The 21865-nt window shown below is 73.5% G+C and carries 20 protein-coding genes; 11 read left to right on the top strand and 9 right to left on the bottom strand.

From position 1 onward, the window contains the following. Positions 1 to 14: 14 nt before the first annotated feature. Entirely contained in the window at positions 15 to 1262 is a 1248-nt protein-coding gene (locus ACFFHU_RS04385; protein WP_377335871.1) for a response regulator transcription factor, read from the bottom strand. Between the two features lie 63 nt (positions 1263 to 1325). Here ACFFHU_RS04385 and ACFFHU_RS04380 point away from each other — a divergent pair, with 63 nt between their 5' ends. Continuing rightward, positions 1326 to 2045 carry a PP2C family protein-serine/threonine phosphatase gene (locus ACFFHU_RS04380; protein WP_377335869.1) on the top strand — a complete coding sequence of 240 codons (720 nt, stop codon included), beginning with the start codon at positions 1326 to 1328 and terminating at the stop codon, positions 2043 to 2045. Positions 2046 to 2153: 108 nt separating this feature from the next. On the opposite strand, the gene ACFFHU_RS04375 is transcribed toward ACFFHU_RS04380, so the two are convergent. The 4 genes from ACFFHU_RS04375 to ACFFHU_RS04360 all read right to left on the bottom strand — a co-directional run bounded on the left by ACFFHU_RS04375 (position 2154) and on the right by ACFFHU_RS04360 (position 5317). Then, entirely contained in the window at positions 2154 to 2996 is an 843-nt protein-coding gene (locus ACFFHU_RS04375) for an aldo/keto reductase (RefSeq protein ID WP_377335867.1), read from the bottom strand. Positions 2997 to 3191: 195 nt separating this feature from the next. Then, positions 3192 to 3503, bottom strand: a complete 312-nt coding sequence (locus ACFFHU_RS04370; protein WP_377335865.1) for a hypothetical protein — start codon at positions 3501 to 3503, stop codon at positions 3192 to 3194. Positions 3504 to 3602: 99 nt separating this feature from the next. Beyond that, the gene (locus tag ACFFHU_RS04365; RefSeq protein WP_377335863.1) at positions 3603 to 4232 is read right to left on the bottom strand and encodes an MBL fold metallo-hydrolase; all 630 of its coding nucleotides are present in this window, start codon (positions 4230 to 4232) and stop codon (positions 3603 to 3605) included. Continuing rightward, a complete protein-coding gene (locus tag ACFFHU_RS04360) occupies positions 4232 to 5317 on the bottom strand; it encodes an S-(hydroxymethyl)mycothiol dehydrogenase (RefSeq protein ID WP_377335861.1) in 1086 nt (361 codons plus the stop codon). Before ACFFHU_RS04360 ends, ACFFHU_RS04365 begins: the two co-directional genes overlap by 1 nt. Positions 5318 to 5466: 149 nt before the next feature. On the opposite strand from ACFFHU_RS04360, the gene ACFFHU_RS04355 reads away from it, so the two are divergent. The 3 genes from ACFFHU_RS04355 to lon all read left to right on the top strand — a co-directional run bounded on the left by ACFFHU_RS04355 (position 5467) and on the right by lon (position 10439). After that, complete coding sequence (locus tag ACFFHU_RS04355) at positions 5467 to 6924, top strand: cryptochrome/photolyase family protein (protein WP_377335859.1); 1458 nt, start codon at positions 5467 to 5469, stop codon at positions 6922 to 6924. A 60-nt stretch (positions 6925 to 6984) separates the two neighbouring features. Then, on the top strand, positions 6985 to 7911 hold the full coding sequence (locus ACFFHU_RS04350) for a lytic polysaccharide monooxygenase (RefSeq protein WP_377335857.1): 927 nt from the start codon (positions 6985 to 6987) through the stop codon (positions 7909 to 7911). Between the two features lie 215 nt (positions 7912 to 8126). Then, positions 8127 to 10439 carry an endopeptidase La gene (lon, locus tag ACFFHU_RS04345; RefSeq protein WP_377335855.1) on the top strand — a complete coding sequence of 771 codons (2313 nt, stop codon included), beginning with the start codon at positions 8127 to 8129 and terminating at the stop codon, positions 10437 to 10439. Positions 10440 to 10537: 98 nt separating this feature from the next. Here the strand turns inward: lon and ACFFHU_RS04340 are convergent, their stop codons facing one another. After that, positions 10538 to 11572, bottom strand: coding sequence for an extracellular catalytic domain type 2 short-chain-length polyhydroxyalkanoate depolymerase (locus ACFFHU_RS04340; protein WP_377335853.1), 1035 nt, complete (start codon positions 11570 to 11572; stop codon positions 10538 to 10540). A 258-nt stretch (positions 11573 to 11830) separates the two neighbouring features. Between ACFFHU_RS04340 and ACFFHU_RS04335 the strand changes: the two genes are divergently transcribed. Both ACFFHU_RS04335 and ACFFHU_RS04330 read left to right on the top strand, forming a co-directional pair. Next, positions 11831 to 12196 carry an SCP2 sterol-binding domain-containing protein gene (locus tag ACFFHU_RS04335; protein WP_377335851.1) on the top strand — a complete coding sequence of 122 codons (366 nt, stop codon included), beginning with the start codon at positions 11831 to 11833 and terminating at the stop codon, positions 12194 to 12196. Between the two features lie 2 nt (positions 12197 to 12198). Further along, positions 12199 to 14247: an amylo-alpha-1,6-glucosidase gene (locus tag ACFFHU_RS04330; RefSeq protein ID WP_377335849.1), complete on the top strand. Its 2049-nt coding sequence runs from the start codon at positions 12199 to 12201 to the stop codon at positions 14245 to 14247. A gap of 67 nt (positions 14248 to 14314) precedes the next feature. Here the strand turns inward: ACFFHU_RS04330 and ACFFHU_RS04325 are convergent, their stop codons facing one another. Then, entirely contained in the window at positions 14315 to 14773 is a 459-nt protein-coding gene (locus tag ACFFHU_RS04325; RefSeq protein ID WP_377335847.1) for a rhodanese-like domain-containing protein, read from the bottom strand. Between the two features lie 71 nt (positions 14774 to 14844). On the opposite strand from ACFFHU_RS04325, the gene ACFFHU_RS04320 reads away from it, so the two are divergent. Next, on the top strand, positions 14845 to 15861 hold the full coding sequence (locus tag ACFFHU_RS04320; RefSeq protein ID WP_377335845.1) for a helix-turn-helix domain-containing protein: 1017 nt from the start codon (positions 14845 to 14847) through the stop codon (positions 15859 to 15861). Positions 15862 to 15923: 62 nt separating this feature from the next. Then, positions 15924 to 17606, top strand: coding sequence for a cellulose binding domain-containing protein (locus tag ACFFHU_RS04315; protein ID WP_377335843.1), 1683 nt, complete (start codon positions 15924 to 15926; stop codon positions 17604 to 17606). Positions 17607 to 17631: 25 nt separating this feature from the next. Here the strand turns inward: ACFFHU_RS04315 and ACFFHU_RS04310 are convergent, their stop codons facing one another. Together ACFFHU_RS04310 and ACFFHU_RS04305 are read right to left on the bottom strand one after the other, a co-directional pair. Further along, positions 17632 to 18579 (bottom strand): hypothetical protein, encoded by a 948-nt coding sequence (locus ACFFHU_RS04310; protein WP_377335841.1) that lies wholly within the window; start codon positions 18577 to 18579, stop codon positions 17632 to 17634. Positions 18580 to 18611: 32 nt separating this feature from the next. Beyond that, positions 18612 to 19643, bottom strand: coding sequence for an NAD(P)H-dependent flavin oxidoreductase (locus ACFFHU_RS04305; RefSeq protein ID WP_377335839.1), 1032 nt, complete (start codon positions 19641 to 19643; stop codon positions 18612 to 18614). A gap of 179 nt (positions 19644 to 19822) precedes the next feature. Here ACFFHU_RS04305 and ACFFHU_RS04300 point away from each other — a divergent pair, with 179 nt between their 5' ends. The 3 genes from ACFFHU_RS04300 (at position 19823) to ACFFHU_RS04290 (ending at position 21861) form a co-directional block, all read left to right on the top strand. Next, positions 19823 to 20293 (top strand): type II toxin-antitoxin system PemK/MazF family toxin, encoded by a 471-nt coding sequence (locus ACFFHU_RS04300; protein ID WP_377336069.1) that lies wholly within the window; start codon positions 19823 to 19825, stop codon positions 20291 to 20293. Positions 20294 to 20381: 88 nt separating this feature from the next. Then, positions 20382 to 20993, top strand: coding sequence for a dihydrofolate reductase family protein (locus ACFFHU_RS04295; protein ID WP_377335837.1), 612 nt, complete (start codon positions 20382 to 20384; stop codon positions 20991 to 20993). A gap of 151 nt (positions 20994 to 21144) precedes the next feature. Next, positions 21145 to 21861: a peptidylprolyl isomerase gene (locus ACFFHU_RS04290; RefSeq protein WP_377336067.1), complete on the top strand. Its 717-nt coding sequence runs from the start codon at positions 21145 to 21147 to the stop codon at positions 21859 to 21861. The last annotated feature ends 4 nt before the right edge of the window (positions 21862 to 21865 follow it).

Below are 21865 nucleotides of genomic sequence, written 5' to 3'. Positions count from 1 at the left end.
CCGGCCTGGCACGGTCAGCCGTGTTCGACCAGCTCACCGCGCCCGGAGGGCTGCCCGTCCAGGTCTCCACCGGTCCGCTGGGCCGGTGGCGGCGCCGGCGCCACCGGCTGCGGCGCCGGGGCGGCACGCGGGTTCCGCAGGGCCCACAGTGCGGCCTCGGTACGCGAGGCTGTGCCGGTCTTGCGCAGCAGGTTGGACACGTGCACCGCGACGGTGCGTACCGAGATGGAGAGCGCCCGGGCCACCTGCTTGTTCGACATCCCGGCCGTCAGGCAACCCAGCACCTCGCGCTCCCGAGCGGTCAGCTCGACCGAGGCCGAGGCCGAGGCCGACACCGAGGCCGACGGGTCGGTCGGGGCGACGCGCCCCGGCTCGGTCGGGGTCGGAACGACCACCGACCCGCCGACCGGAGCCAGCCCGGCCGATACCGCCCCCGCCGGAGCCAGCCCGGCCATTGCCACCCCGGTCGGTGGCCCGACCGCCAGCAGTGCCGCCGGGTCGTGGCCGGGCACCGCGGCCAGCAGCTCGGTGACCAGGTACGGGTTGCCGCCCGTACGCCGCCACACCGCGTCCACCGCCCCGGCCGGCAGCGGGTCGTCAGTGGCGTACACCTGAGCCAGGATCTCGGCCACCTCCGCCGGCGAAAGCGGGCCGAGGTGCTGGCGTACCGTCCCCGGGGTGCCGGCGAGCCGGGCCAACGTACGGGCGGTGAGCTGCGGCGACACGGCCACCTCCGGCGGCCGGCTGGCGACCACCAGCAGCACCGGCAGCTCGGCCGCGGTGGCCAGCTCGCCAACCAGGTTCAGGCTGGCCGGGTCGAGCGCGTGCAGATCCTCCACCACCAGCACGGCGGGACCGGCGCCGACCAGCAGCCGGACGGTCCGGACGGCCAGCCGCAGCAGGGTGGCCGGCGCGTACCGCTCCCGGGGGGCCGTCGGGTGCTGGGCCAGCCAGGCGAGGGCGTCCGACGGCAGCGGCAGCGCGTCGGCGTCGTGCCCGGTGAGCACGGCTGCCAGCCAGTCGTACGGTGCGGGGCTGTGTACCCGGGCCGTGCCCGACAGCACCAGCGGCGGACGCGGCGCCAGCGCGTCGAGCGCCGCCGCGACCAGCCGGCTCTTACCCACCCCCGCCTCGCCGGTGAGCACCACCGTCCGCGGCGCCGCGACTCCCGCCGGCGGCCCGTGGCCGGTCACCACCCCGGTCCAGGCCCGGGTGAACTCGCCGAGTTCACCCGCGCGGCCCACCATGGAAACCGGCATCATCCCTCAACCCTACGTAGTAGTTCGTAGAGACAAGCCGAGGGCATCCTTGGCAAGCTTGCGGACATGGCCCTGATCATGCGGACGACCAGCACCACCGACCCCGGTCTGGTGCGGTCCAACAACGAGGACGCGGCGTACGCCGGGGAGCGGCTCGTGGCCGTGGCGGACGGGATCGGCGGTCAACCGGCCGGAGAGGTGGCCAGCGAGATCGCCATCGCGGCCCTGACGCCGCTGGACCGGCCAACCGGCGCCGACCCGGCCGCCGAGATGTCGGCCGCGGTGGCCGAGGCCAACCGGCGTATCCGGTCGGCCGCCGGCGCCGACCCGGCAAGCCAGGGCATGGGTACGACGGTGACCGCGGCGCTGCTCGCCGATGATGAGCTGGTGCTGGCGCACGTCGGCGACTCCCGTTGCTACCTGCTGCGGAACGGGCGGCTCTACCAGCTCACCCGGGACGACACGTTCGTGCAGGCGCTGGTGGACGAGGGAGTGCTGACCCCGGACGAGGCCCGCCGCCACCCGCAGCGGTCCATGGTCACCCGCGCGGTGCAGGGCGGGAACGTGGAACCCACCGTGGGCACCCTGCCGGCCCAGGCCGGCGACCGGCTGCTGCTGTGCAGCGACGGCCTCTCCGACGTGGTCGACGACGCGGTCATCGGGCAGGCGCTGGCCGGGTACGGCGACCGGGAGCACTGCGCGGAGCAGCTGGTCAAGCTGGCACACCAGGCCGGCGCCCCGGACAACGTCACCGCGGTGATCGCCGACATCCTCGGCGACGCCTGACCGGCGCCTGACGGCGCTTCCGGCGCCACCCCCCTGCCGAGTCTCCCGCGCATGCCGCGTTAACAAGGGGCCCTTCCTCTACCGGAAACGATAAGAAGGGGCCCTTCCTTACAGCATCTCGAGCGGCTGTGGGGCGGTGGGCGGGGGGAAGGCCCGGTCCAGCTCGGCGAGGTCCTGCTCGGTGAGGCTGAGCTGGAGCGCCGCGGCGTTCTGCCGGACGTGGTCCGGGTCGGCCGACCGGGGAATGGCGGCCACGCCGTCGGCGCGCAGCACCCAGGCCAGCGCCACCTGCGCCGGGGACACCTCGTGCCGGGCCGCGACCCGCAGCACCGCGGGCTGGCCCAGGATGCGGCCCTGCTCGATCGGCGAGTACGCCATCACCGGCATGCCACGCTCCCGGCACCACGGCAGCAGGTCGTATTCCGGGCCCCGGCGGGTGAGGTTGTAGAGGATCTGGTCGGTGGCGCACGCCTCGCCGCCCGCCGACATCAGCTCGGCCATGTCGGCCAGGTCGAAGTTGCTCACCCCCCACTGCCCGATCTTGCCGGCGTCGACCAGCTCGGTGAAGGCCGCCACCGTGTCTGCCAGCGGGTAGCGGCCACGCCAGTGCAGCAGGTAGAGATCGATGTGGTCGGTGCCGAGCCGGCGGAGGCTCCGCTCGCAGGCCCGGACCGTGCCGCGCCGGCTCGCGTTGGACGGCATCACCTTGTCGACCAGCACCACGTCGTCGCGCCGGCCGGCGATGGCCGCCCCGACCAGCTCCTCGGCCGCGCCGTCGCCGTACATCTCCGCCGTGTCGATCACGGTGAGTCCGAGGTCCAGCCCGGTCCGCAGGGCGGCGATCTCGGCGTCCCGGGTCGCCGGATGTTCGCCCAGATACCAGGTGCCCTGGCCGAGCACCGGCATCTGCATCCCGGAGGGCAGGGTGACCGCCCGCATGGCCAGCGTCATCGCCGATCTCCTTCACCGTTCGGACCGGGCACCGCCCGCACCCGCCAGCCGGTCCCCCGACCGGCCGCGCCGGCTACCCGTCTCCGGAGGCCGCAAACCCGCCGGTACGCGCCGAAGCGCCGGCCCCGGGCCGTACCGCAGCGCCCGGCCGTACCGCGACCCCGGGCCGTACCGCGGTCACAGCCCGTACCGCGGTCACAGCCCGAACGTGTCATCGCTGGCGGCGTCCCGGGCGCCCTCGACGAACCCGGCAAAGGCCGGGTCGTCCCTGGTGGCCGGCACGCTCTCGACGACCCGGCCGGTGGCGTCCGACACGGCCTCGACCAGCGGCTCGTACCGGAGTTCCATGCCGTCGAGGTCGGCCTCGTCCGCCTCGGCCAGGTTGATCACCTGCTGCAGGTCCTCCGATGGCGTACCGGGGTCGTTGGCCCAGTCCTGGCCGATGCCGTAGCTCTCGTCGTAGACCGCGGACTGCTCCTCGGTCCAGTCGCTCTGGTAGTTCTTCACGCCGTACCTCCACGCCGCCTGCCCAGAGCATGCCCGCTGCCGGGGTCGCTACGCGGCGGATGCGCGGAAAGTTGGCCGCCTTCCGCGCCGGCGCCGGCGTCAGTGGCCGCGGGCGATCCAGTCGGGCAGCTGCGGCGCCTCGGCGCCGACCGTGGTGGAGGCGCCGTGCCCGGGGTGTACCGCGGTCTCCGGCGCCAGGGTGAGCAGCCGGTCCCGGATCGACGCGATGATCGTGTCAAAGTCGCTGTACGACCGGCCGGTCGCGCCCGGCCCGCCGGCGAACAGGGTGTCGCCGGTGAACACGGCCGCGAGGTCGGGAGCCAGGAAGCTGCACGCGCCGGGGCTGTGCCCGGGGGTGTGCAGCACCCGCAGCGCCAGCCCGGCCACCTCGATCAGCTGCCCGTCGGCCAGCTCGCCGTCGGGCGCGCGGTCCGGGTGGACCAGGTCCCAGAGCACCCGGTCGGCCGGGTGCAGCAGCACCGGCGCGCCGGTGGCCGCGGCGAGGTCCGGGGCCACCCGGACGTGGTCGTCGTGGGCGTGGCTGGCCAGCACGGCCACCACCCGGCGGTCGCCCACGCCGGCCAGGATGGCGGCCACGTCGTGCGGGGCGTCCACCACCACGCACTCCCGGTCGTCGCCGAGCACCCAGATGTTGTTGTCCACCTCGAAGGTCTGCCCGTCCAGCGAGAAGGTGCCGGAGGTGACCGTGTGGTCGATCCGGACCGCCATCAGAAGATCACCACCGAGCGCAGCACGTCGCCGTCGTGCATCTTGGCGAACGCCTGCTCCACGTCGCCCAGCGCGATCTCCTCGGTGACGAACGCGTCCAGATCCAGCCGGCCCTGAAGGTAGAGCGCGGTGAGCATCGGGAAGTCCCGGCTGGGCAGGCAGTCGCCGTACCAGCTCGACTTGAGCGCGCCGCCCCGGCCGAACACGTCCAGCAGCGGCAGCTCGATCTTCATCTCCGGGGTGGGCACCCCGACCAGCACGACCGTCCCGGCCAGGTCGCGGGCGTAGAACGCCTGCCGCCAGGTCTCCGGGCGGCCCACCGCGTCGATCACCACGTCCGCGCCGTACCCGCCGGTCAGCTCCTGGATCGCCGCGACCGGATCCGTCTCCCGGGCGTTCACCGTGTGCGTGGCGCCGAAGCCGCGCGCCCACTCCAGCTTCCGCGGGTCGGTGTCCACCGCGATGATCGTGGTCGCCCCGGCCAGGGCCGCACCGGCTACCGCGCCGTCGCCCACGCCCCCGCAGCCGATCACCGCGACCGAGTCGCCCCGGGTCACCCCGCCGGTGTTCATGGCGGCGCCCAGCCCGGCCATCACGCCGCAGCCGAGCAGCCCGACGGCGGCCGGCCGGGCGGCCGGGTCCACCTTCGTGCACTGGCCGGCGTGTACCAGGGTCTTCTCGGCGAACGCGCCGATGCCGAGCGCCGGGGTCAGCTCGGTGCCGTCGGTGAGCGTCATCCGTTGGGCCGCGTTGTGGGTGTCGAAGCAGTACCACGGCCGGCCGCGCCGGCACGCCCGGCAGACGCCGCAGACGGCCCGCCAGTTCAGCACCACGAAGTCGCCCGGCGCCACGTCCGTGACGCCCGCGCCCACCTGCTCGACGATCCCGGCCGCCTCGTGGCCGAGCAGGAACGGGTAGTCGTCGTTGATCCCGCCCTCCCGGTAGTGCAGGTCGGTGTGGCACACGCCGCACGCCTGCACCCGGACCACCGCCTCCCCCGGTCCGGGGTCGGGGACCACGACGGGCACCACCTCGACCGGTGCTCCCTTGGCCCGGGAGATGACGCCGCGGACTTCCTGGCTCACGATCTGCCTCCTTCGGCTGGGCGAGGCCCTTCGGCTGGGCGGAAACCGAACGTACCGCCACAGCGCCGGCGGAGCGCGGCGACGGAATCCGACACTTACCGGCGGTCCGGCGACTGGATCACCAGCGGGAGATCCGGGAGGATTTCCGGATGGTGCTTCGGTGGCTGCCGGCCGACCAGCTCGGGCCACACTTCCTCGACGACACCGAGCAGCGAGTGCTGGTGATCGAGGCGAAGGGGGACTTCCGCGGGCGGCGGGTGCACCGGCAGAAGGCCCACCTGATCCTTTCGGCGCTGCGGCACCGGGCCGCCGAGCTCGGTGACCGGGCCGTTCAGCTGCGCGTCGACACCGTGCCGGAGGCGTTCGAGCGGCTGCGCGAGCCGGTCGAGGTCTGCCACCCGACGTCCCGGCAGGCGCTGGAGTTCGCCCGTACCGCCGGCTTGACGGTGCTGCCCGCGCGGGGCTTCGTCACCGACCACCGGGACTTCGTGGCCTGGGCCGACTCGCGCCGCGGCGCGCTACGGGTCGCCGACTTCTACCGGTTCGCCCGGGAGCGCCACCGAGTGCTGCTTGCCGGGCCGGCCGCGGCCGGCGCGGCCGCGACGGCCCGCGGGGTCGTCGCCCGGCGCGGATCGGGGTCGCCGGTTCCGCCGCCGCCCGCGCCGGTCGAGGACGAGATCGACGCCGAGGTACGCCGGGAGCTGGATCGCTGGGCCGCCGAGGGGATCCGGTTCGTGGGCCGGGACGGTCCGCGGCGGTATCCGGTGACGGCGGCCGAGGCGGAGGCGCGGTTGGCGCACTTCCTCACGCACCGGTTGCCGGCGTACGCGTCGCTGCGGCGGTCGGTCCGCTCCGGCGATCCCTATCTGGCCCACTCGGTCCTGTCGCCGGCGTTCAACCTCGGTCTGCTCGATCCGTTGCCGGTGATCCGCCGCGTCGAGCAGGCCGGGCGGGCCGGCGGCGCCCCGCCGGCGGCGGTGGAGACGTTCGTCCGGCAACTGCTCGGCTGGCGGGACTTCCTCTGGCATCTGTACTGGTATTTCGATCCCGGCTTCCGCAGCGGCAACTGGCTGGCGGCCCAGGAGCCGGTGCCGGACTGGTTCGCCGACCTGGACGCCGACGCCGTGGAGGCGGCCTGCCTGGCGGACGCCCTGGCCGGGGTCCGCGACGGCGGCTGGGCACACCAGGAACAGCGGCTGATGGTGCTCGGCAATTACGCGTTGCAGCGCGGCTGGCGCCCCGCCGAACTGGTCTCCTGGTTCCGGGACAGCTTCGTCGACGGCAGCGACTGGGTGATGAACGCGACGGTCATCGGGCTGAGCCAGTACGCCGATCTGGGCCGGATCGCCACCGACGCGTACGCGGCCGACGGGTCGTACCTGGATCGGGTGAGCGACCACTGTGGCGGCTGCCGGTACGACCCGCGGCGGGGGCTCGGTGACGACGCCTGCCCGTTCACCGGGGGCTTCACGAGCTTCCTGCATCGCAACCAGAACCGGCTCCGGGACAATCCGCGGATGCTCGCCGCGGTGCGCCGGCTGGGCAGCGAGGACGACCTGCCGGGCGTGCTCGCTCAGGAGGAGAAGCGGGGCTCCAACCCACCCTGAGGTGCCGAATCGGGGCGGCAGGGTTCGAACGATCGGCGCTGATTCGCCGTACCAACCGACGTGAGGACCACCTGCCGCCGGCTCGCCGCCGGCCTCGCGCCGCTGCTGCTGCTCGCCCTGTCCGCGACGCCCGCCGACGCGCACGGCGCGCTGTCCGCGCCCGCCAGCCGGGCCGCCGCGTGCGCCCCGGACGGCGGGTCGGCCCGCTCCGCGGCCTGCCGGGCCGCGGCGGCGGCCGGGGACGACGCGGCCGCCTGGGACGACATCCGGGTGCCCGACGTGAACGGCCGGGACCGGCAGGTGATCCCGGACGGGCACCTGTGCAGCGGGAACCTGGACCGGTTCCGCGGGCTGGACCTGGCCCGTCCGGACTGGCCGAGCACCCGGCTCACCCCGGGCGCCACGATCACGTTCCGGTACAGGGCGTCCATCCCGCACCAGGGCAGCTTCCGGTTCTATCTCACCCGGCCGGGTTGGTCCCGGTCCACGCCGCTGGGCTGGGGCGACCTGGCGGCCAAGCCGTTCCTCACCGTCACCGACCCGCCGCTCAAGAACGGCGCGTACCAGATCCGCGGGAAGCTGCCGGCGGACCGGACGGGCGCGCACCTGATCTACACGATCTGGCAGACGAGCAGCACGCCGGACACCTACTACTCCTGCTCGGACGTGGTCTTCTCCGGCGCCAACGCGGCGGCCGGCGCCACCGCGAAGCGGAAGCCGGCCGCCAAGCCCCGTCCCACGGCGACCGCCAAGTCCCCGGCCGCGGACACCGCCGGGCTCGGCTCGGCCGAGCCGGCCGAGCCGGCGGCCGGAGAGCCCACCGCCACCCCCGGCGGGCTCGGCGCGCTGGAGCCGGCCTCGGACAGCCGGCCCACCGGCGGGATCCCGGGCGGGACACTCGGGCTGATGGCCGCGGTGTCGGTCGGCGCGGTCCTCACGGCCACCCTCCTGGTCCTGGGGGCCCGCCGCCGCCGCACCCGCCCCTGACAACGCCCCGCCCCTGACACCAGCGCCCCGCTCCGGCTCCGGCTCCGGCTCCGGCTCCGGCTCCGGCTCCGGCTCCGGCTCCGGCTCCGGCCGAGGATCCCGTTGAGGAGGCGTGTCGGGAGTGTGCTGGGTCACATGGAGGGTGCTGGGGGGAACAGCCGGGGCCGTTCGTGACTTGAGCCTGGCACGCTCAACTGACGAATCGCAGGTGTGTCATGGCAACACTTCCCGTACTGCCCCTGACCGACGCCGTCCTGCTTCCCGGGATGGTCATCCCGGTCACCCTCGACCCCAGCACCCAGTCCGCCGTCGACGCGGCCCGGGCCACCGGCGACAAGCAGCTGCTGGCGGTCCCGCGGGTGGACGGCGAGTACGGCTCGATCGGCACCGTCGCCCTGATCGACAAGGTCGGCCGGCTGCAGAGCGGCGAGCCGGCCGCGGTAATCCGGGGCGTCTCCCGGGCCCGCATCGGCGCCGGGGTGCCCGGCCCGGGCGCCGCGCTCTGGGTCGAGGCCACCGTCCTGGACGAGCCGACGCCGGCCGGCAAGGCCAAGGAGCTGGCCCGCGAATACCGCGCCCTGATGACGTCGCTGCTCTCCGAGCGCGGCGCGTGGCAGGTCATCGACGCCATGGAGCGGATGACCGACCTCGGCGAGCTGGCCGACGCGGCCGGGTACGCCCCCTGGCTCACCCTTGACCAGAAGATCGAACTGCTCTCCGCCCCCGACGTGACCGCCCGGCTCGAGCTGCTGGTCGGCTGGGTCCGCGACCACCTGGCCGAGCAGGAGGTCAACGAGCGGATCAACAACGACGTACGCGAGGGCCTGGAGAAGTCGCAGCGGGAGTTCCTGCTCCGGCAGCAGCTCGCCGCGATCCGCAAGGAGCTCGGCGAGGACGAGCCGGACGGCTCGGCCGACTACCGGTCCCGGGTGGAGGCCGCCGACCTGCCGGAGAACGTCCGCGAGGCGGCCCTGCGCGAGGTCGGCAAGCTGGAACGCTCCAGCGACCAGTCGCCGGAGGCGGGCTGGATCCGTACCTGGCTGGACACGGTGCTGGAGATGCCGTGGACGACGCGTACCGAGGACAACACCGACCTCGACGCGGCGCGCGCGGTGCTGGACGCCGACCACGCCGGCCTGGCCGACGTGAAGGACCGGATCCTGGAATACCTCGCGGTGCGCAACCGGCGCGCGGAGCGCAACCTCGGCGTGGTCGGCGGTCGCGGATCCGGCGCGGTGCTCGCTCTCGCCGGCCCGCCCGGGGTGGGCAAGACCAGCCTGGGCGAGTCCGTGGCCCGCTCGCTGGGCCGCAAGTTCGTCCGGGTCTCCCTGGGCGGCATCCGCGACGAGGCCGAGATCCGCGGCCACCGGCGCACCTACGTGGGCGCACTGCCCGGCCGGATCGTCCGGGCGCTGCGCGAGGCCGGCTCGATGAACCCGGTGATCCTGCTCGACGAGGTCGACAAGGTCTCGGCGGGAGGCTTCTCCGGCGACCCGGCCGCGGCGCTGCTCGAGGTGCTCGACCCGGCACAGAACCACACCTTCCGGGACCACTACCTCGAGGTCGACCTCGACCTGTCCGACGTGCTCTTCCTGGCCACCGCGAACGTGGTGGAGACCATCCCCGGCCCGCTGCTGGACCGGATGGAGCTGGTCACCCTGGACGGCTACACCGAGGACGAGAAGGTGGCCATCGCCCGGGACCACCTGCTGCCCCGGCAGCTGGAGCGGGCCGGGCTCACCGCCTCGGAGCTCACCGTGACGGACGCCGCGCTGGCAAAGATCGCCGGCGAGCACACCCGGGAGGCCGGCGTCCGGCAGCTCGAGCGGGCGCTCGCCAAGATCATGCGCAAGGCCGCGGTCACCCTGGCCACCAACCCCGATCCGGTACGCGTCGACGTGGACAACCTGGCCCGCTACCTGGGCCGGCCCAAGTTCACGCCGGAGTCGGCCGAGCGGACCGCGGTGCCCGGCGTGGCCACCGGACTTGCGGTGACCGGCGCGGGCGGCGACGTGCTGTTCATCGAGGCCACCTCGATGGAGGGCGAGCCGGGGCTGACCCTCACCGGCCAGCTCGGCGACGTGATGAAGGAGTCGGCGCACATCGCGCTGTCCTACCTGCGGTCCAACGGCCGCCGGCTGGGGCTGGACCCGAACGCCCTCGCGGGGCGGCGGATCCACCTGCACGTGCCGGCGGGCGCGGTGCCCAAGGACGGCCCGAGCGCGGGCATCACCATGGTCACCGCGCTGGCGTCGCTGGCCAGCGGTCGCCCGGTACGCCCCGAGTTCGGGATGACCGGCGAGGTCACGCTCTCCGGCCGGGTGCTGCCGATCGGCGGCGTGAAGCAGAAGCTGCTGGCCGCCCACCGGGCCGGCCTCACCGAGGTGATCATCCCGGCCCGCAACGAGCCGGACCTGGACGACCTGCCCACCGAGGTCCGGGAGGCGCTGACCGTGCACACCCTGGCCGACGTGGCGGACGTGCTCGCCCTGGCCCTCCGCCCGGCCGACGTGGACGCGCTCGTCTGAGCCGAAGGAAGGGCCCCTTGTTATCGCTTTTTGTATAGCAAGGGGCCCTTCTTAACGCCCGCCTCCCGCCACGCGGGCGGTGCGGTGCGCTCGGGCGTTCAGCCGCCGAGCCGGCGGACCATGGTCATGATGGTTTCGATCTGCGCGCCGCCCTTGATCGGATAGTTCGTGAAGCCGAGGTAGCCCCACCAGTCCCAGCAGCCGTTCGGGTTCACGCCCGACGCGGCCGCCTGCGGGTACAGCACGATCATGTTGTTCGTGTCGGCGTACTGGTCCAAATTGGACCGGTCCACGAAGGCGGTGCCCACCGCGCCGTACCCCTGAACGCAGCCGTGCAGCGCGACCAGCAGCCGGCAGCTCGCCCCGGCGGCGCAGGACGCCGGCACGTACGCGAAGCCCGTCGGGTCCATGCTCAGCCCCGGCGCGTACCCGTTGACCGCGTAGCTGCTCTGGTTGAACCTCACGAGGGTGCCGCCGAGCGGGCCGGTGTTCGGGCCGACCACCCCGCCGAACAGCTTGCCGAGCAGGGCCCGCTGCGGGTCGGTGCCGCAGTCGTTCAGGTACGGCGATGCCGTGGCCGAGCAGCCGACGGTCCCGTACGGGGTGACCCAGGCGTGCCCGGCGGCCGAACCGCTGTCGTACTGCACCGAGGCGCCGAAGTCGCGGAAGTAGGACACCAGATCGTCGTTCACCGACTTCTTCACGGTGCCGTCGCTGTTGCCGTGGTAGACGTACACCGGCTTGCCGGCCAGGTTCCGCACCGGATCGATCCAGCCGTACGACGCCCAGAGCCGGGTGTAGCCCTCCAGGTTGCCCAGGTACGTCGGCCAGGCGTTGTCACCGCAGCCGTTCAGCGCCTGCAGCACGTTGTTCTGCGCGCAGTAGTACGGCCCGGCCGCGAAGACGGCCGCGCCGGCGATCCGGCCGGAGTACGCGACCTGGAGCTGGGTGGCCAGGTATCCGCCGGCCGAGACGCCGGCGACGTACACGCCGGAGATGTGATAAGTGGACAGCGAGCCGGACACCGGGCTGGTGGTGTACGGGTTGCCGGCCGCCGCGGCGGGTGGGGCGGCGGTCACGAGGCTGAGCAGCAGCGCAGCGGCGGCCACGGCCGCGCGGGCGAGGTGTCGCATGGGACCTTCCCTTCGCTACGCCGGCGGATTCGTCGGCGTGCGGCGACGTTAGCCAGCACCGGACAGCGACGGCCATCCATCCGTGTCACACATTTCATCGATGTGACATGTGTTAAGCGGCGGCGTTAACAGGGGGCCCTTGCTCTACCGAAAGCGATAACAAGGGGCCCTTCCTTCGGCTCATCCGGTTCGGGTGAGGCCCGGTCACCCGCAGCGGCGGCAGGCTGCGGGGGCACCGGTTCGCGACGGGGAGGACGGATGGTCGAGGCGATCGAGCGGTTCTTCGCCGAGATCGACCGGCGCGGCCCCGAGCTGCTCCCGCCCAAGTACTCCGGGACGATTCGCATCGACCTGTCCGAGGGCCAGGTGACCACCCAGTTCATGCTGATCATCGAGCACGGCCGGGTGCAGGTGCGCCGGGAGGATCTGGAAGCCGACTGCGTGGTCCAGGGCCGGCCGGAGGTGTTCGGCGACGTAATCACCGGACGACGCGGCCTGTACGCCGCCGTCTGGCGCAACCTGATCAGCGTCGAGGGGCAGTTCCCCCTGCTCACCCCGCTGCGCGAGTTGCTCGCGATCGCGCCCGACCTGCACCAGCCGACGCCCACTCGTCCCGGAGCCTGACCGTGGACACCCCACCCGTCGGCATCCTCGACGGCAACACCTTCATCCTCAGCGACGGCTGCGGTGACATCTCGCCGGACCAGCTGGCGCCGCTCGGGCTCTACTCGTTCGACACCCGGCATCTGTCCCGATGGGAGCTGACGGTCAACGGCGAACGGCTCAATCCGCTCTCCGTCGATGATCTGGCCTACTTCGAGGCCCGGTTCTTCCTGGTCCCCGGGGCCGCCACCCACTACGTGGATGCCAAGGTCTCGGTGATCCGGCGCCGCTGGGTGGGCGGCAGCTTCGCCGAGGAGCTGACCGTGTTCAATCACGACCCGGCGCCCATGCAGCTGCGGATCCGGATGGAGATCGCCAGCGATTTCGCCGATGCCGCGCTGCTGGGCCACCCGACCGACGAGCCGCGCCACGGTACGTCGTACGCCCGGGTGGAGGAGGACCACCTGCGGCTCAGCTATGAGCGGGAGACGTTTGTCCGGGAGACCATCGTTTCCTCCGCGGCGCCGGCCGCGGTGGACGAGCGCGGCCTCACGTACGACATCCGGATCGACCCGCACGGAAGCTGGCACACGACCCTGGAGGTCGAGACCGTGCTGCGCGGCGCCCGTGGCCGGGACGTCCGGGCCAGCCTGGCCGCCCACAAGGGCCGCGCGCGCCCGGAGATGCGGGCCGAGCTGGCGGACTGGGTGGCGGGCGCGCCGCGGCTGGTCGCCGACGGGCCGCTCGCGGCCACCTATCGGCGGTGCCTGGTGGACCTTGGCGCGCTGCGCTACGCCACGCTGGCGCTGCACGAGCGCCTGCCGGTTGCCGGGCTGCCCCTGTCGATGACGTTCCTCGGCCGGGACGCCCTGCTTGCCTGCCTGCAGACCGTGCCGTTTGTCCCGCAGCTGAGCCGGCCGACACTGACGTTCCTGGCCGCCGGGCACGGCGCGGTGAGCGACGACTTCCGCGAGGAGGAGCCCGGGAAGATGCTCGCCGAGGTCCGGTACGGCGAGAGCGCCGCCTTCGAGGACCTCCCCCAAGCCGCGTACTACGGCGCCGCGGACACCACGCCGCTGTTCGTCGTGCTGCTCGACGAGTACGAGCGGTGGACCGGGGACGTCGAGCTGGTCCGGTCGCTGGAATACGAGGCCCGTCGGGCGCTGGACTGGGTCGACCGGTACGCCGATCTGACCGGCCGCGGCTACCTCGCCTACCGGCGGCGCAACGAACGCTCAGGACGGCTCAACCAGTGCTGGAAGGACTCGCCGGACGGCATCTCCTACCGGGACGGCCGGTTGCCCGGCTACCCCCTGGCCACCTGCGAGCTGCAGGGCTACGCGTACGACGCGAAGCGTCGCGGCGCCCGGCTTGCCCGAGACTGCTGGGGCGATCCGGCGTACGCCGAGCGGCTGGAGCGTTCCGCCGCCGACCTGCGGGAACGGTTCAACCGCGACTTCTGGATCGGCGACCGCGGCTGGTACGCGGCGGCCGTGGAGGCCGACGGAACCCCGGTGGACAGCCTCACCTCGAACATCGGCCACCTGTTGTGGAGCGGCATCGTCCCGGCCGATCGGGCGGACCGGATCGCCGAGTTGCTGATGGACGGCCGGCTCTTCTCCGGTTGGGGGGTCCGGACGCTCGCCACGGACAACCACCGCTACAACCCGATCGGCAGCCACACGGGCATGGTCTGGCCGTTCGACAACTCCTTCATCGCCTGGGGGCTGCGCCGCTACGGCCACACCGGACCGGCGGCCCGGATCGCCGAGGGCATCCTGTCGGCGGCCACCTACTTCGAGGGCAGGCTGCCCGCGGCCTTCGCCGGGTACGACCGCCGGCTCACCGGGTATCCGGTGAGCCGGCCGAGGATGCGCGGCCCGTACGGAACGGCCAGCGGCGCCCCGCTGCTGCTGCTCCGGGTGCTGCTCGGAATCGAGCCCCGGGAGGGCCACCTGTCGGTCGAGCCGGCCGTGCCGGTGGGGATGGGCCGGATCGAGCTGCTGGACATTCCCGGCCGGTGGGGCCGGCTGGACGCGTTCGGCCGCGGCCGGCTGCCGCTCGAGCCATGACGGCCGGCCACCCCGCCCGGCACGCCCGTACCGGCACGCCGGTCCCGCCGGCCTCGCCGGCCTCGCGTCAGCAGTCGCAGCTGACGCTCAGCACCGGGGCGGTCAACGGGTCCGCCGGCCGGCTCGTGCGGCCGGCCGGCGTCACCACCGGCAGTCCCTCGCGCATCCAGTACTCGTACCCGCCGATCATCTCCTTGACCCGGTAGCCGAGCCGGGCGAAGGCCAGCGCCGCCCGGGTGGCGCCGTTGCAGCCGGGCCCCCAGCAGTACGTCACCACGACGGCGTCGGCGGGGATCCGCGCGGTGGCCAGCTCTGGGATCCGGGCCGTGGGCAGGTGTACCGCCCCGGGCAGGTGGCCGGCGTTCCATGCCTGCTCGGAGCGGGAGTCGACCACCACCAGGCCGGGCACCCCGGCGGTGAGGTCGGCGTGGACGTCGCTGACGTCCGCCTCGAAGGTCAGCCGCGCGGCGAAGTGCTGGGCGGCCGCGGCGGGCTGGGCGGGTGCGGTGGAGAGTACGGCGCTCATGTCCCCGATGCTGCCCGGGCCGGCCGTGACCCGGCAGTGGCGGGAACGCCCATGTCCGCTAACTTGTCGCCATGCCCCCCGACCGGATCCCCGCAACGCCCGACCGCCGCGTCTCGGTGCTCGCCTATCCCGGCATGTCCGCGTTCGAGCTGGGCATCGTGACCGAGGTGTTCGGGCTGCCCCGCCCGGAGCTGGGCGTCGACTGGTACGACCTGGCCATCTGCGCCGAGCGGCCGGAACCGGTCCCGATGCTCGGCGGCGCCACCCTGGCCACCGGCAACGGCCTGGCCGAGTTCGCCGCCGCCGGCACGGTGATCGTGCCCGGGGTGCCCGACGTGCGCGCCGAGACGTCCGGGGCGGTGGTGGCGGCGCTGCGCCGGGCCCACGAACGCGGTGCCCGGATCGTCTCGATCTGCTCGGGCGCGTTCGCGCTGGCCGCGGCCGGCCTGCTGGATGGCCGGCGGGCCGCCACGCACTGGCGGTACGCCGCCGAGCTGCGCCGACGGTTCCCGGCCGTACGCGTCGACCCGGACGTCCTGTACGTCGACGACGGCGACGTGTTGACCAGCGCCGGCAGCGCGGCCGGGCTCGACCTGTGCGTACACCTGATCCGCACCGACCATGGGCCGAGCGTGGCCAACGCCGTGGCCCGGCGCCTGGTGATCCCGCCGCACCGGGACGGCGGCCAGAAGCAGTTCATCGAGGCGCCGGTGACCCGGGAGGTGGACGACGACCGCATCACCCGGAGCATGGAGTGGGCCCGCGCGCACCTCGACCGGCCGCTCACCGTGGCCGATCTGGCCCGCCGGGCGCACATGTCGACCCGCAGCTACCTGCGACACTTCGCCCGGTGCAGCGGGACCAGCCCGATCCGCTGGCTGATCGGCCAGCGGATCCAGGCCAGCCTGCCGCTGCTGGAGACCACCGACGCGCCCATCGACCGGGTGGCCGCGGCGACCGGCTTCGAGAGCCCGGTGACCTTCCGGCACCACTTCGTCCGGGCCATGCGGGTCTCGCCCTCGGCGTACCGCCGCACCTTCCGGTCCGCGCCGGCCGATGCCGGACGTGACCACGCCACGCCGCGCTGACGGCACGTCCCACCGCTCGGGCTTACCTTGACGTACATCGATGGATTACGCATCGTCGAGGCATGTCTGGCGTGTATTCCGTGTTACGCCGCCGGTGGCCGGCCCTCTCCGCCGCCCTGGCCCTGCCGATCGCGCTGCTGGGCGTCTGCCTGGCGGCTCCCGCCGCCGGCGCCGCCGCTCCCGGCCCGACGCCCACGGGCACCGCGGTCCCCTCGACGCCGAACACCTCCCCGTTCCCGCCCAGCGCGCCCACCAACCTGAGGGCCGCCCAGGTCAGCACCACCTCCATCGTCCTGAACTGGACCGCCTCGACTCCCGGCTGCTGCGCCGTCAGCGGGTACGACATCACGTACACCCAGGCATTCAACGACGTGATCTACACCAAGAGCGTCGGGAACGTCACCACGGCCACGATCTACACCCAGCCGACCGGCCAGTACCGGTTCTCCGTCACCGCGCACGACGACGTGGGACACCGGTCGGCCGCGTCCGACTCGATCGTCGTGGTGACCCCGGCGACGGACACCGGCCCGGACACCGTGCCGCCGACCGCGCCGGGCACGCTGACCAAGTCGGACGTGACGCCCACGACCATCACGCTGAACTGGACGCCCGCGACCGACAACGTCGGGGTGACCGGGTACAACGTCTACCGGTTCGACGGGCTCTACATCTCGACGCTGCTGGCAACCGTGCCGGGCACGACGTACCAGGTCCAGCTGACGACCTCGATGAACATGTTCTACGTACGGGCCCGGGACGCCGTCGGCAACCTGTCGCCGGCCTCCAACACGGTCACGGCGGATCCGGCCCCGCCGACGGACCTCCCGCCGAGCGCGCCCACGAACCTGACCGCCACCAAGATCACCTCGACGTCGGTCACCCTGACCTGGACGGCCGCCGCCCCCGGCTGCTGCGCCATCGCCGGATACACCGTCGGGTACTTCCCGGCCTTCTACGACCTGGGCACGTCGGTCGACGTCGGGAACGTCACCACCGCCACGATCACCCTCAAGCCGGCCACCCAGTACCGACTCTTCGTGAGCGCCAAGGACTCGGCGGGCCATTCCTCCCCGACGTCGGACTCGGTCACCATCGTGACCCCGGCGACCGACACCGGCCCCGACACCGTGCCGCCGGGCGCGCCCGGTGCGCTGACCGCCACCGGCGTCACCGCCACGACCGCCACCCTCAACTGGTCGCCCGCCACCGACAACGTCGGGGTGACCGGTTACAACGTCTACCGGTGGGACGGCGTTCTCGCCTCGACGCTGCTGGCGACCGTGCCGGGCACCAGCTACACGGTTCCGCTGTCGTCGTCGGTGCCCAACCACTTCTACGTCCGGACCCGGGACGCGGCGGGCAACGTGTCGATCGCCACCAACGAGGTCGCGGTGAGCCCGCCGGCGCCGCCACCGCCGGCACCGACCTGCAAGGTCTCCTACCGTACGCAGTCACAATGGCCCGGTGGCTTCGTGGCCGCGGTGAGCATCCAGAACACCGGATCGGCCCCGCTAGACGGGTGGACCCTGACCTTCGTCTTCCCCGGCGACCAGCAGATCACGTCCGCCTGGAGCGCCACGTACACCCAGACGGGTGCGGTCGTCGCGTTCCGCAACCTCACCTGGAACGGCACGGTCGCGCCCGGCGGCAGCGTCTCGTTCGGCTTCCAGGGCCGGTGGACCGCCAGCAACACGCCGCCCACCAGCTTCGCGCTCAACGGGGCGTCCTGCGCCACGGCCTAGACCCCAACCGGACAGGGGCGGCGGATCACGGCGGGTCGAGCAGCCGCCGGCGTTCGCTGTCGAGCAACTCCGCCGCCGCCTCGGCCCGGGCGAGGCGGTGGCTCAGTCCCTCGCGGGTATGGCTCGCCCACCCCAGCCACCCGTCAAGGCTCTCTGTTGACCGCTGGATCCGGCTTCGGACGGCAAGGTCCGTGATCGCGTTGTCGAGCCAGATGTCCGCGAACCTGGTGAGACCGGAGACCGCCGGCTCGACGCTGGGCAGTGCTGGCTCCGCCACGTCGGAGAGTTCCGTCCGCAGTGCAGCGAGGCACCTTTCCGCGTATGCGGCGGCGTCGGCGGCTTCATCGAGAAAGTTCTCCTTCACCGCGCTACCGATGATCCCGCCGCCGAGGAACGTGTCGTACGACGACCAGCCGGACGCTTGGTCGAGCAACTGGAGGGCCCTGGACAACGCCTGGCAGGCGCTGTCGGCGGCCCGCAACCCCTCGCGCAGCTTTGTGACCTCGACGTGCAGCCTCCCGCGCTCGGTCGCGAGTTCCAGCAGCCGGGCCTGCCGGGGATCGTCGCTCCCGATGAGCTGCTGTTCCTTCTCGGCCAGCAGCCGGGCGTGTTCGCCGCGTTCCGACGACAGCCGGCGCAACACGAGCCGGTTCCGGTACGCCTCATCGTGCAGTGTCTTGAGTAGCTGTTCCGCCTGGTCCAACCGGTAACGGGCGGCATCCGCCTCCGCCCGCTCCCGGGCCAGCGTGTCGCGCCGGCTGCCGTGCAGGGCGGTGAGCACCCGGGTCAGGGACAGCCCGGTCAGCCGGTCGACATCAGCCTGCTCCTCGGCGTACTGGCCACGTAGCTGGCTGACCTGCGCCGACAGCTCGCGGATCCGCGCCAGCAGCTCCGCCGACCGCTGCTCGGCCAGCTCGTACTCGCGGACCGCTCGGGCGGCCACCGTTAGCCGCTGCTCAATGTCGCTCGCCATGCTCCCATGGGACACCCCCCACGCAAGCCGGCTCAGCCGCTCGCGAGCGCCGCGAGCACCTCGGCCACCGGGGCCGCCCGGGCGGCGCGGTAGCCGGTCCCGGCCCACAGGTGCAGCCGCTCCGGGTCGCCCGCGGCCGCGGCGGCTCGGCGCAGCGGCCGGGTGAGGTGGTGCACGGCCGGATAGCCGAGCGGCGCCGCGCCGTCGTACCGGTCGGTGAAGGCGTTCCGCAGCGCCCGCGCCGGCCGGCCGGTGAAGGCCCGGGTGACGATCGTGCCGGCGCGGGCCGGGTCGGCGAGGGCGTCCTTGTGCACCTGGCTGGCGCCGCTCTCCCCGGTCCGCAGCAGCACCGTGCCCACCATGGCGCCGACCGCGCCGGCGGCCAGCACCGCCCGTACCCCGGCGGCGTCGGCGATGCCGCCGGCCGCCACCACCGGCAGTCCGGCCGCCGCCCGGACCGCGCGGACCAGGTCGGGCAGCGGCGCCGCCGGCGGCAGGGCCCGCGGGGTGAACGTGCCGTAGTGTGCGCCGGCCTCGGCACCCTGGACGAGCAGCCCGTCCACCCCGACCTCGGCGGCGGCCACCGCCTCCGGGACCGACGTGACGGTCTGTAGTACGCGGGTCCCGGCGCTACGCAGCGCGGTCACGCTGGCCCGGTCGGGCAGCCCGAAGGTGAAGCTCAGCACCGGCACCGGGTGGCGGGTGAGCAGATCCAGCTTGGCCGCCCAGTGGTCGTCGTCCTCGACCGGCTCGGCGGCCGAGAGGTCCAGCCCGTACGCCGCGCCCTCCGGCGCGATGGTCCGCGCGTACCGGCGGAACTCGGCCGTCCCGACCGGCACCGGCGACGGCGCGAAGACGTTCACCCCGAACGGGCGGCCGGTGGCGCGTACCCGATCGATCTCGGCGGCGACCACCGCGGGCGGCTGATAGCCGGCGGCCAGGAAGCCGAGCCCGCCCGCGGCCGAGACGGCCGCCACGAAGCCCGGGGTGCTCGGCCCGCCGGCCATGGGCGCGGCCAGCACCGGCAGCTCCACGCCGAACAGTTCGGCCAACGCGTTCCGCATCCGACCAAGTCTGCCGCACGCCCACCGGCGCCCGGATGACCAACCGGACTGGGGAGAATTGTTGTCACCCCAGCGACAACAATCCTCCCCAGTTCGCCCGGGAGCGCTCCGCTCCGACCCCCGGTAGGCTGCCGGCCGTGACGAGGCTGTGGAACGGGATCGCGGAAAAGGTCGGCCGGATCATCGGGCGGGGGTCGGCGCCGACCGGCGGCTCGGTCCCGGCGCAGCGGGGCCGGCCGGCACCGGCGCGGCCGGCGCGCGAGCGGCAGGTCGCGGCGTTGCAGCGGCGGCAGCTCAGCTACGCGCCGGAGCCGGACGGACGCGCGGACCCGGGCGAGGTGGTCTGGACCTGGGTGCCGTACGAGGACGACCCGCGGCAGGGCAAGGACCGCCCGGTGCTGGTGGTGGGGCGGCAGAGCCGCACGCTGTACGGCCTCATGCTGTCCAGCCAGAGCGAACGGGACGGGCAGCGCAACTGGCTGGCGCTCGGCCCGGGCAGCTGGGACCGGGAGAACCGGCCGAGCTGGATCCGCCTGGACCGGGTGCTCACCATGCGCGAGGACAGCATCCGGCGCGAGGGCGCGGTGCTGGACCGCGCCCGGTTCGACCGCGTGTCCGCCGCGCTGCGGTCCGACCACGGATGGTCCTGAGAAAGAACGTCCGCGGGTGTCCTCCGCGCCCCACCGCCGTTCGACGTACCGGTGACGACAACTTCGGTACGCGAGGAGCGGATCAGAGATGAGCAAGGTCATGACCGGGGCCACCATGTCGCTCGACGGCTACATCGCCGGCCCCGGCGAAAGCGGCTTCGACCTGCTGTTCCGGTGGTACAACAACGGCGACGTCGAGACGCGGAACATCAACCCGGACCTCACCTGGCACACCACCAGGGCCAGCGCCGACGTGCTGCGCGAGATGATGAGCAACGTCGGCGCGCTGGTGGTGGGCCGGCACCTGTACGACCTCACCAACGCCTGGGGCGGCCGGCACCCGCTGGACGTGCCCACCGTGGTGCTCACGCACCGGCCGCCGACCGACCGGCCGCTGGCCGACGAGAACTTCGTGTTCGTCACGGACGGGATCGAGGCCGCTGTCGAGCAGGCCAGGGAGCTGGCCGGCGACAAATGGGTGGCGCTGAACGGCGGGACGATCGCCCGGCAGGGCCTGGACGCCGGCCTGGTCGACGAGGTCCACGTCGAGCTGACGCCGTTCGTCCTCGGCGCTGGCACCCCGCTCTTCGGCGCGCTGGCCACCGCTCCGGTTGAGCTGACCGGCCCGTACTCGATCGTCGAGGGCAACGAGGTGGTCCACCTGCGCTACCGGGTGGTGCGGGGGCCGGAGCGTCCATAGACTGCGACCTTTCCGGCTCGTTCAGCTCTCAGGAGGATCCCACGTGTCGAGCGACCCCCGACCGGAACCCGACGGCGCGCCCGCAACCGCGGGCCGCCGCGCTTCCCGAACCCTGACCGGCCTGACCCTCGCGACGCTGGCCACCGGCGCGATGCTGGCCGCCGGCGGCGCGGCCGTGGCCGCGCCCACCGGCGCCGGCACTGTCGGCGCGACCGCGGCCACCGCCGACCGTCCACCGAAGACGACCCACGGCCCGTGCGCGTACGCGTCCACTCCGGACGATCCGGCGGCCCGGCCGGTGCCACTGCCGCCGGACCCGCGGCACACGCCGAGCCGGGGCACGACGCAGGTCACCCTCTATACCAACTTCGGGCCGATCGGGCTCACGCTGGACCGGGAGCAGGCGCCGTGCACGGTGCAGAGCTTCCTGCATCTGGTCCGGCACCGCTTCTACGACCGGACGATCTGCCACCGGCTCACCGCGTACAGCACCCTGAAGGTGCTGCAGTGCGGCGACCCCACCGGCACCGGTGAGGGCGGCCCCGGCTACCAGTACAAGGACGAACTGCCCACCAACCTCCCGCCGGCGCCGACGGACCCGACCGGCGTCCGGCGGATCTATCCGCGCGGCACGCTGGCCATGGCCAACGCCGGGCCGAACACCAACGGCAGCCAGTTCTTCCTGGTGTACGCCGACTCGATCCTGCGGCCCAACTACACGGTCTTCGGCTCGGTGGACGCCGCCGGTCTGGCCACGCTGGACCGGATCGCGGCCGGCGGGATCGCGGCCACGCCGGACGACCCGGCGCCGGTGGACGGCGCGCCGGCCCAGCCGGTGGAGATTCGCAAGGCGGCCCGGCACCACTGACGCC

Source organism: Plantactinospora siamensis (assembly GCF_042434095.1).
Taxonomy (GTDB): Bacteria; Actinomycetota; Actinomycetes; order Mycobacteriales; family Micromonosporaceae; genus KBS50.
Note: the sequence above shows the minus strand (reverse complement) of the source record. Positions and strands in the feature narration are given on the sequence as shown.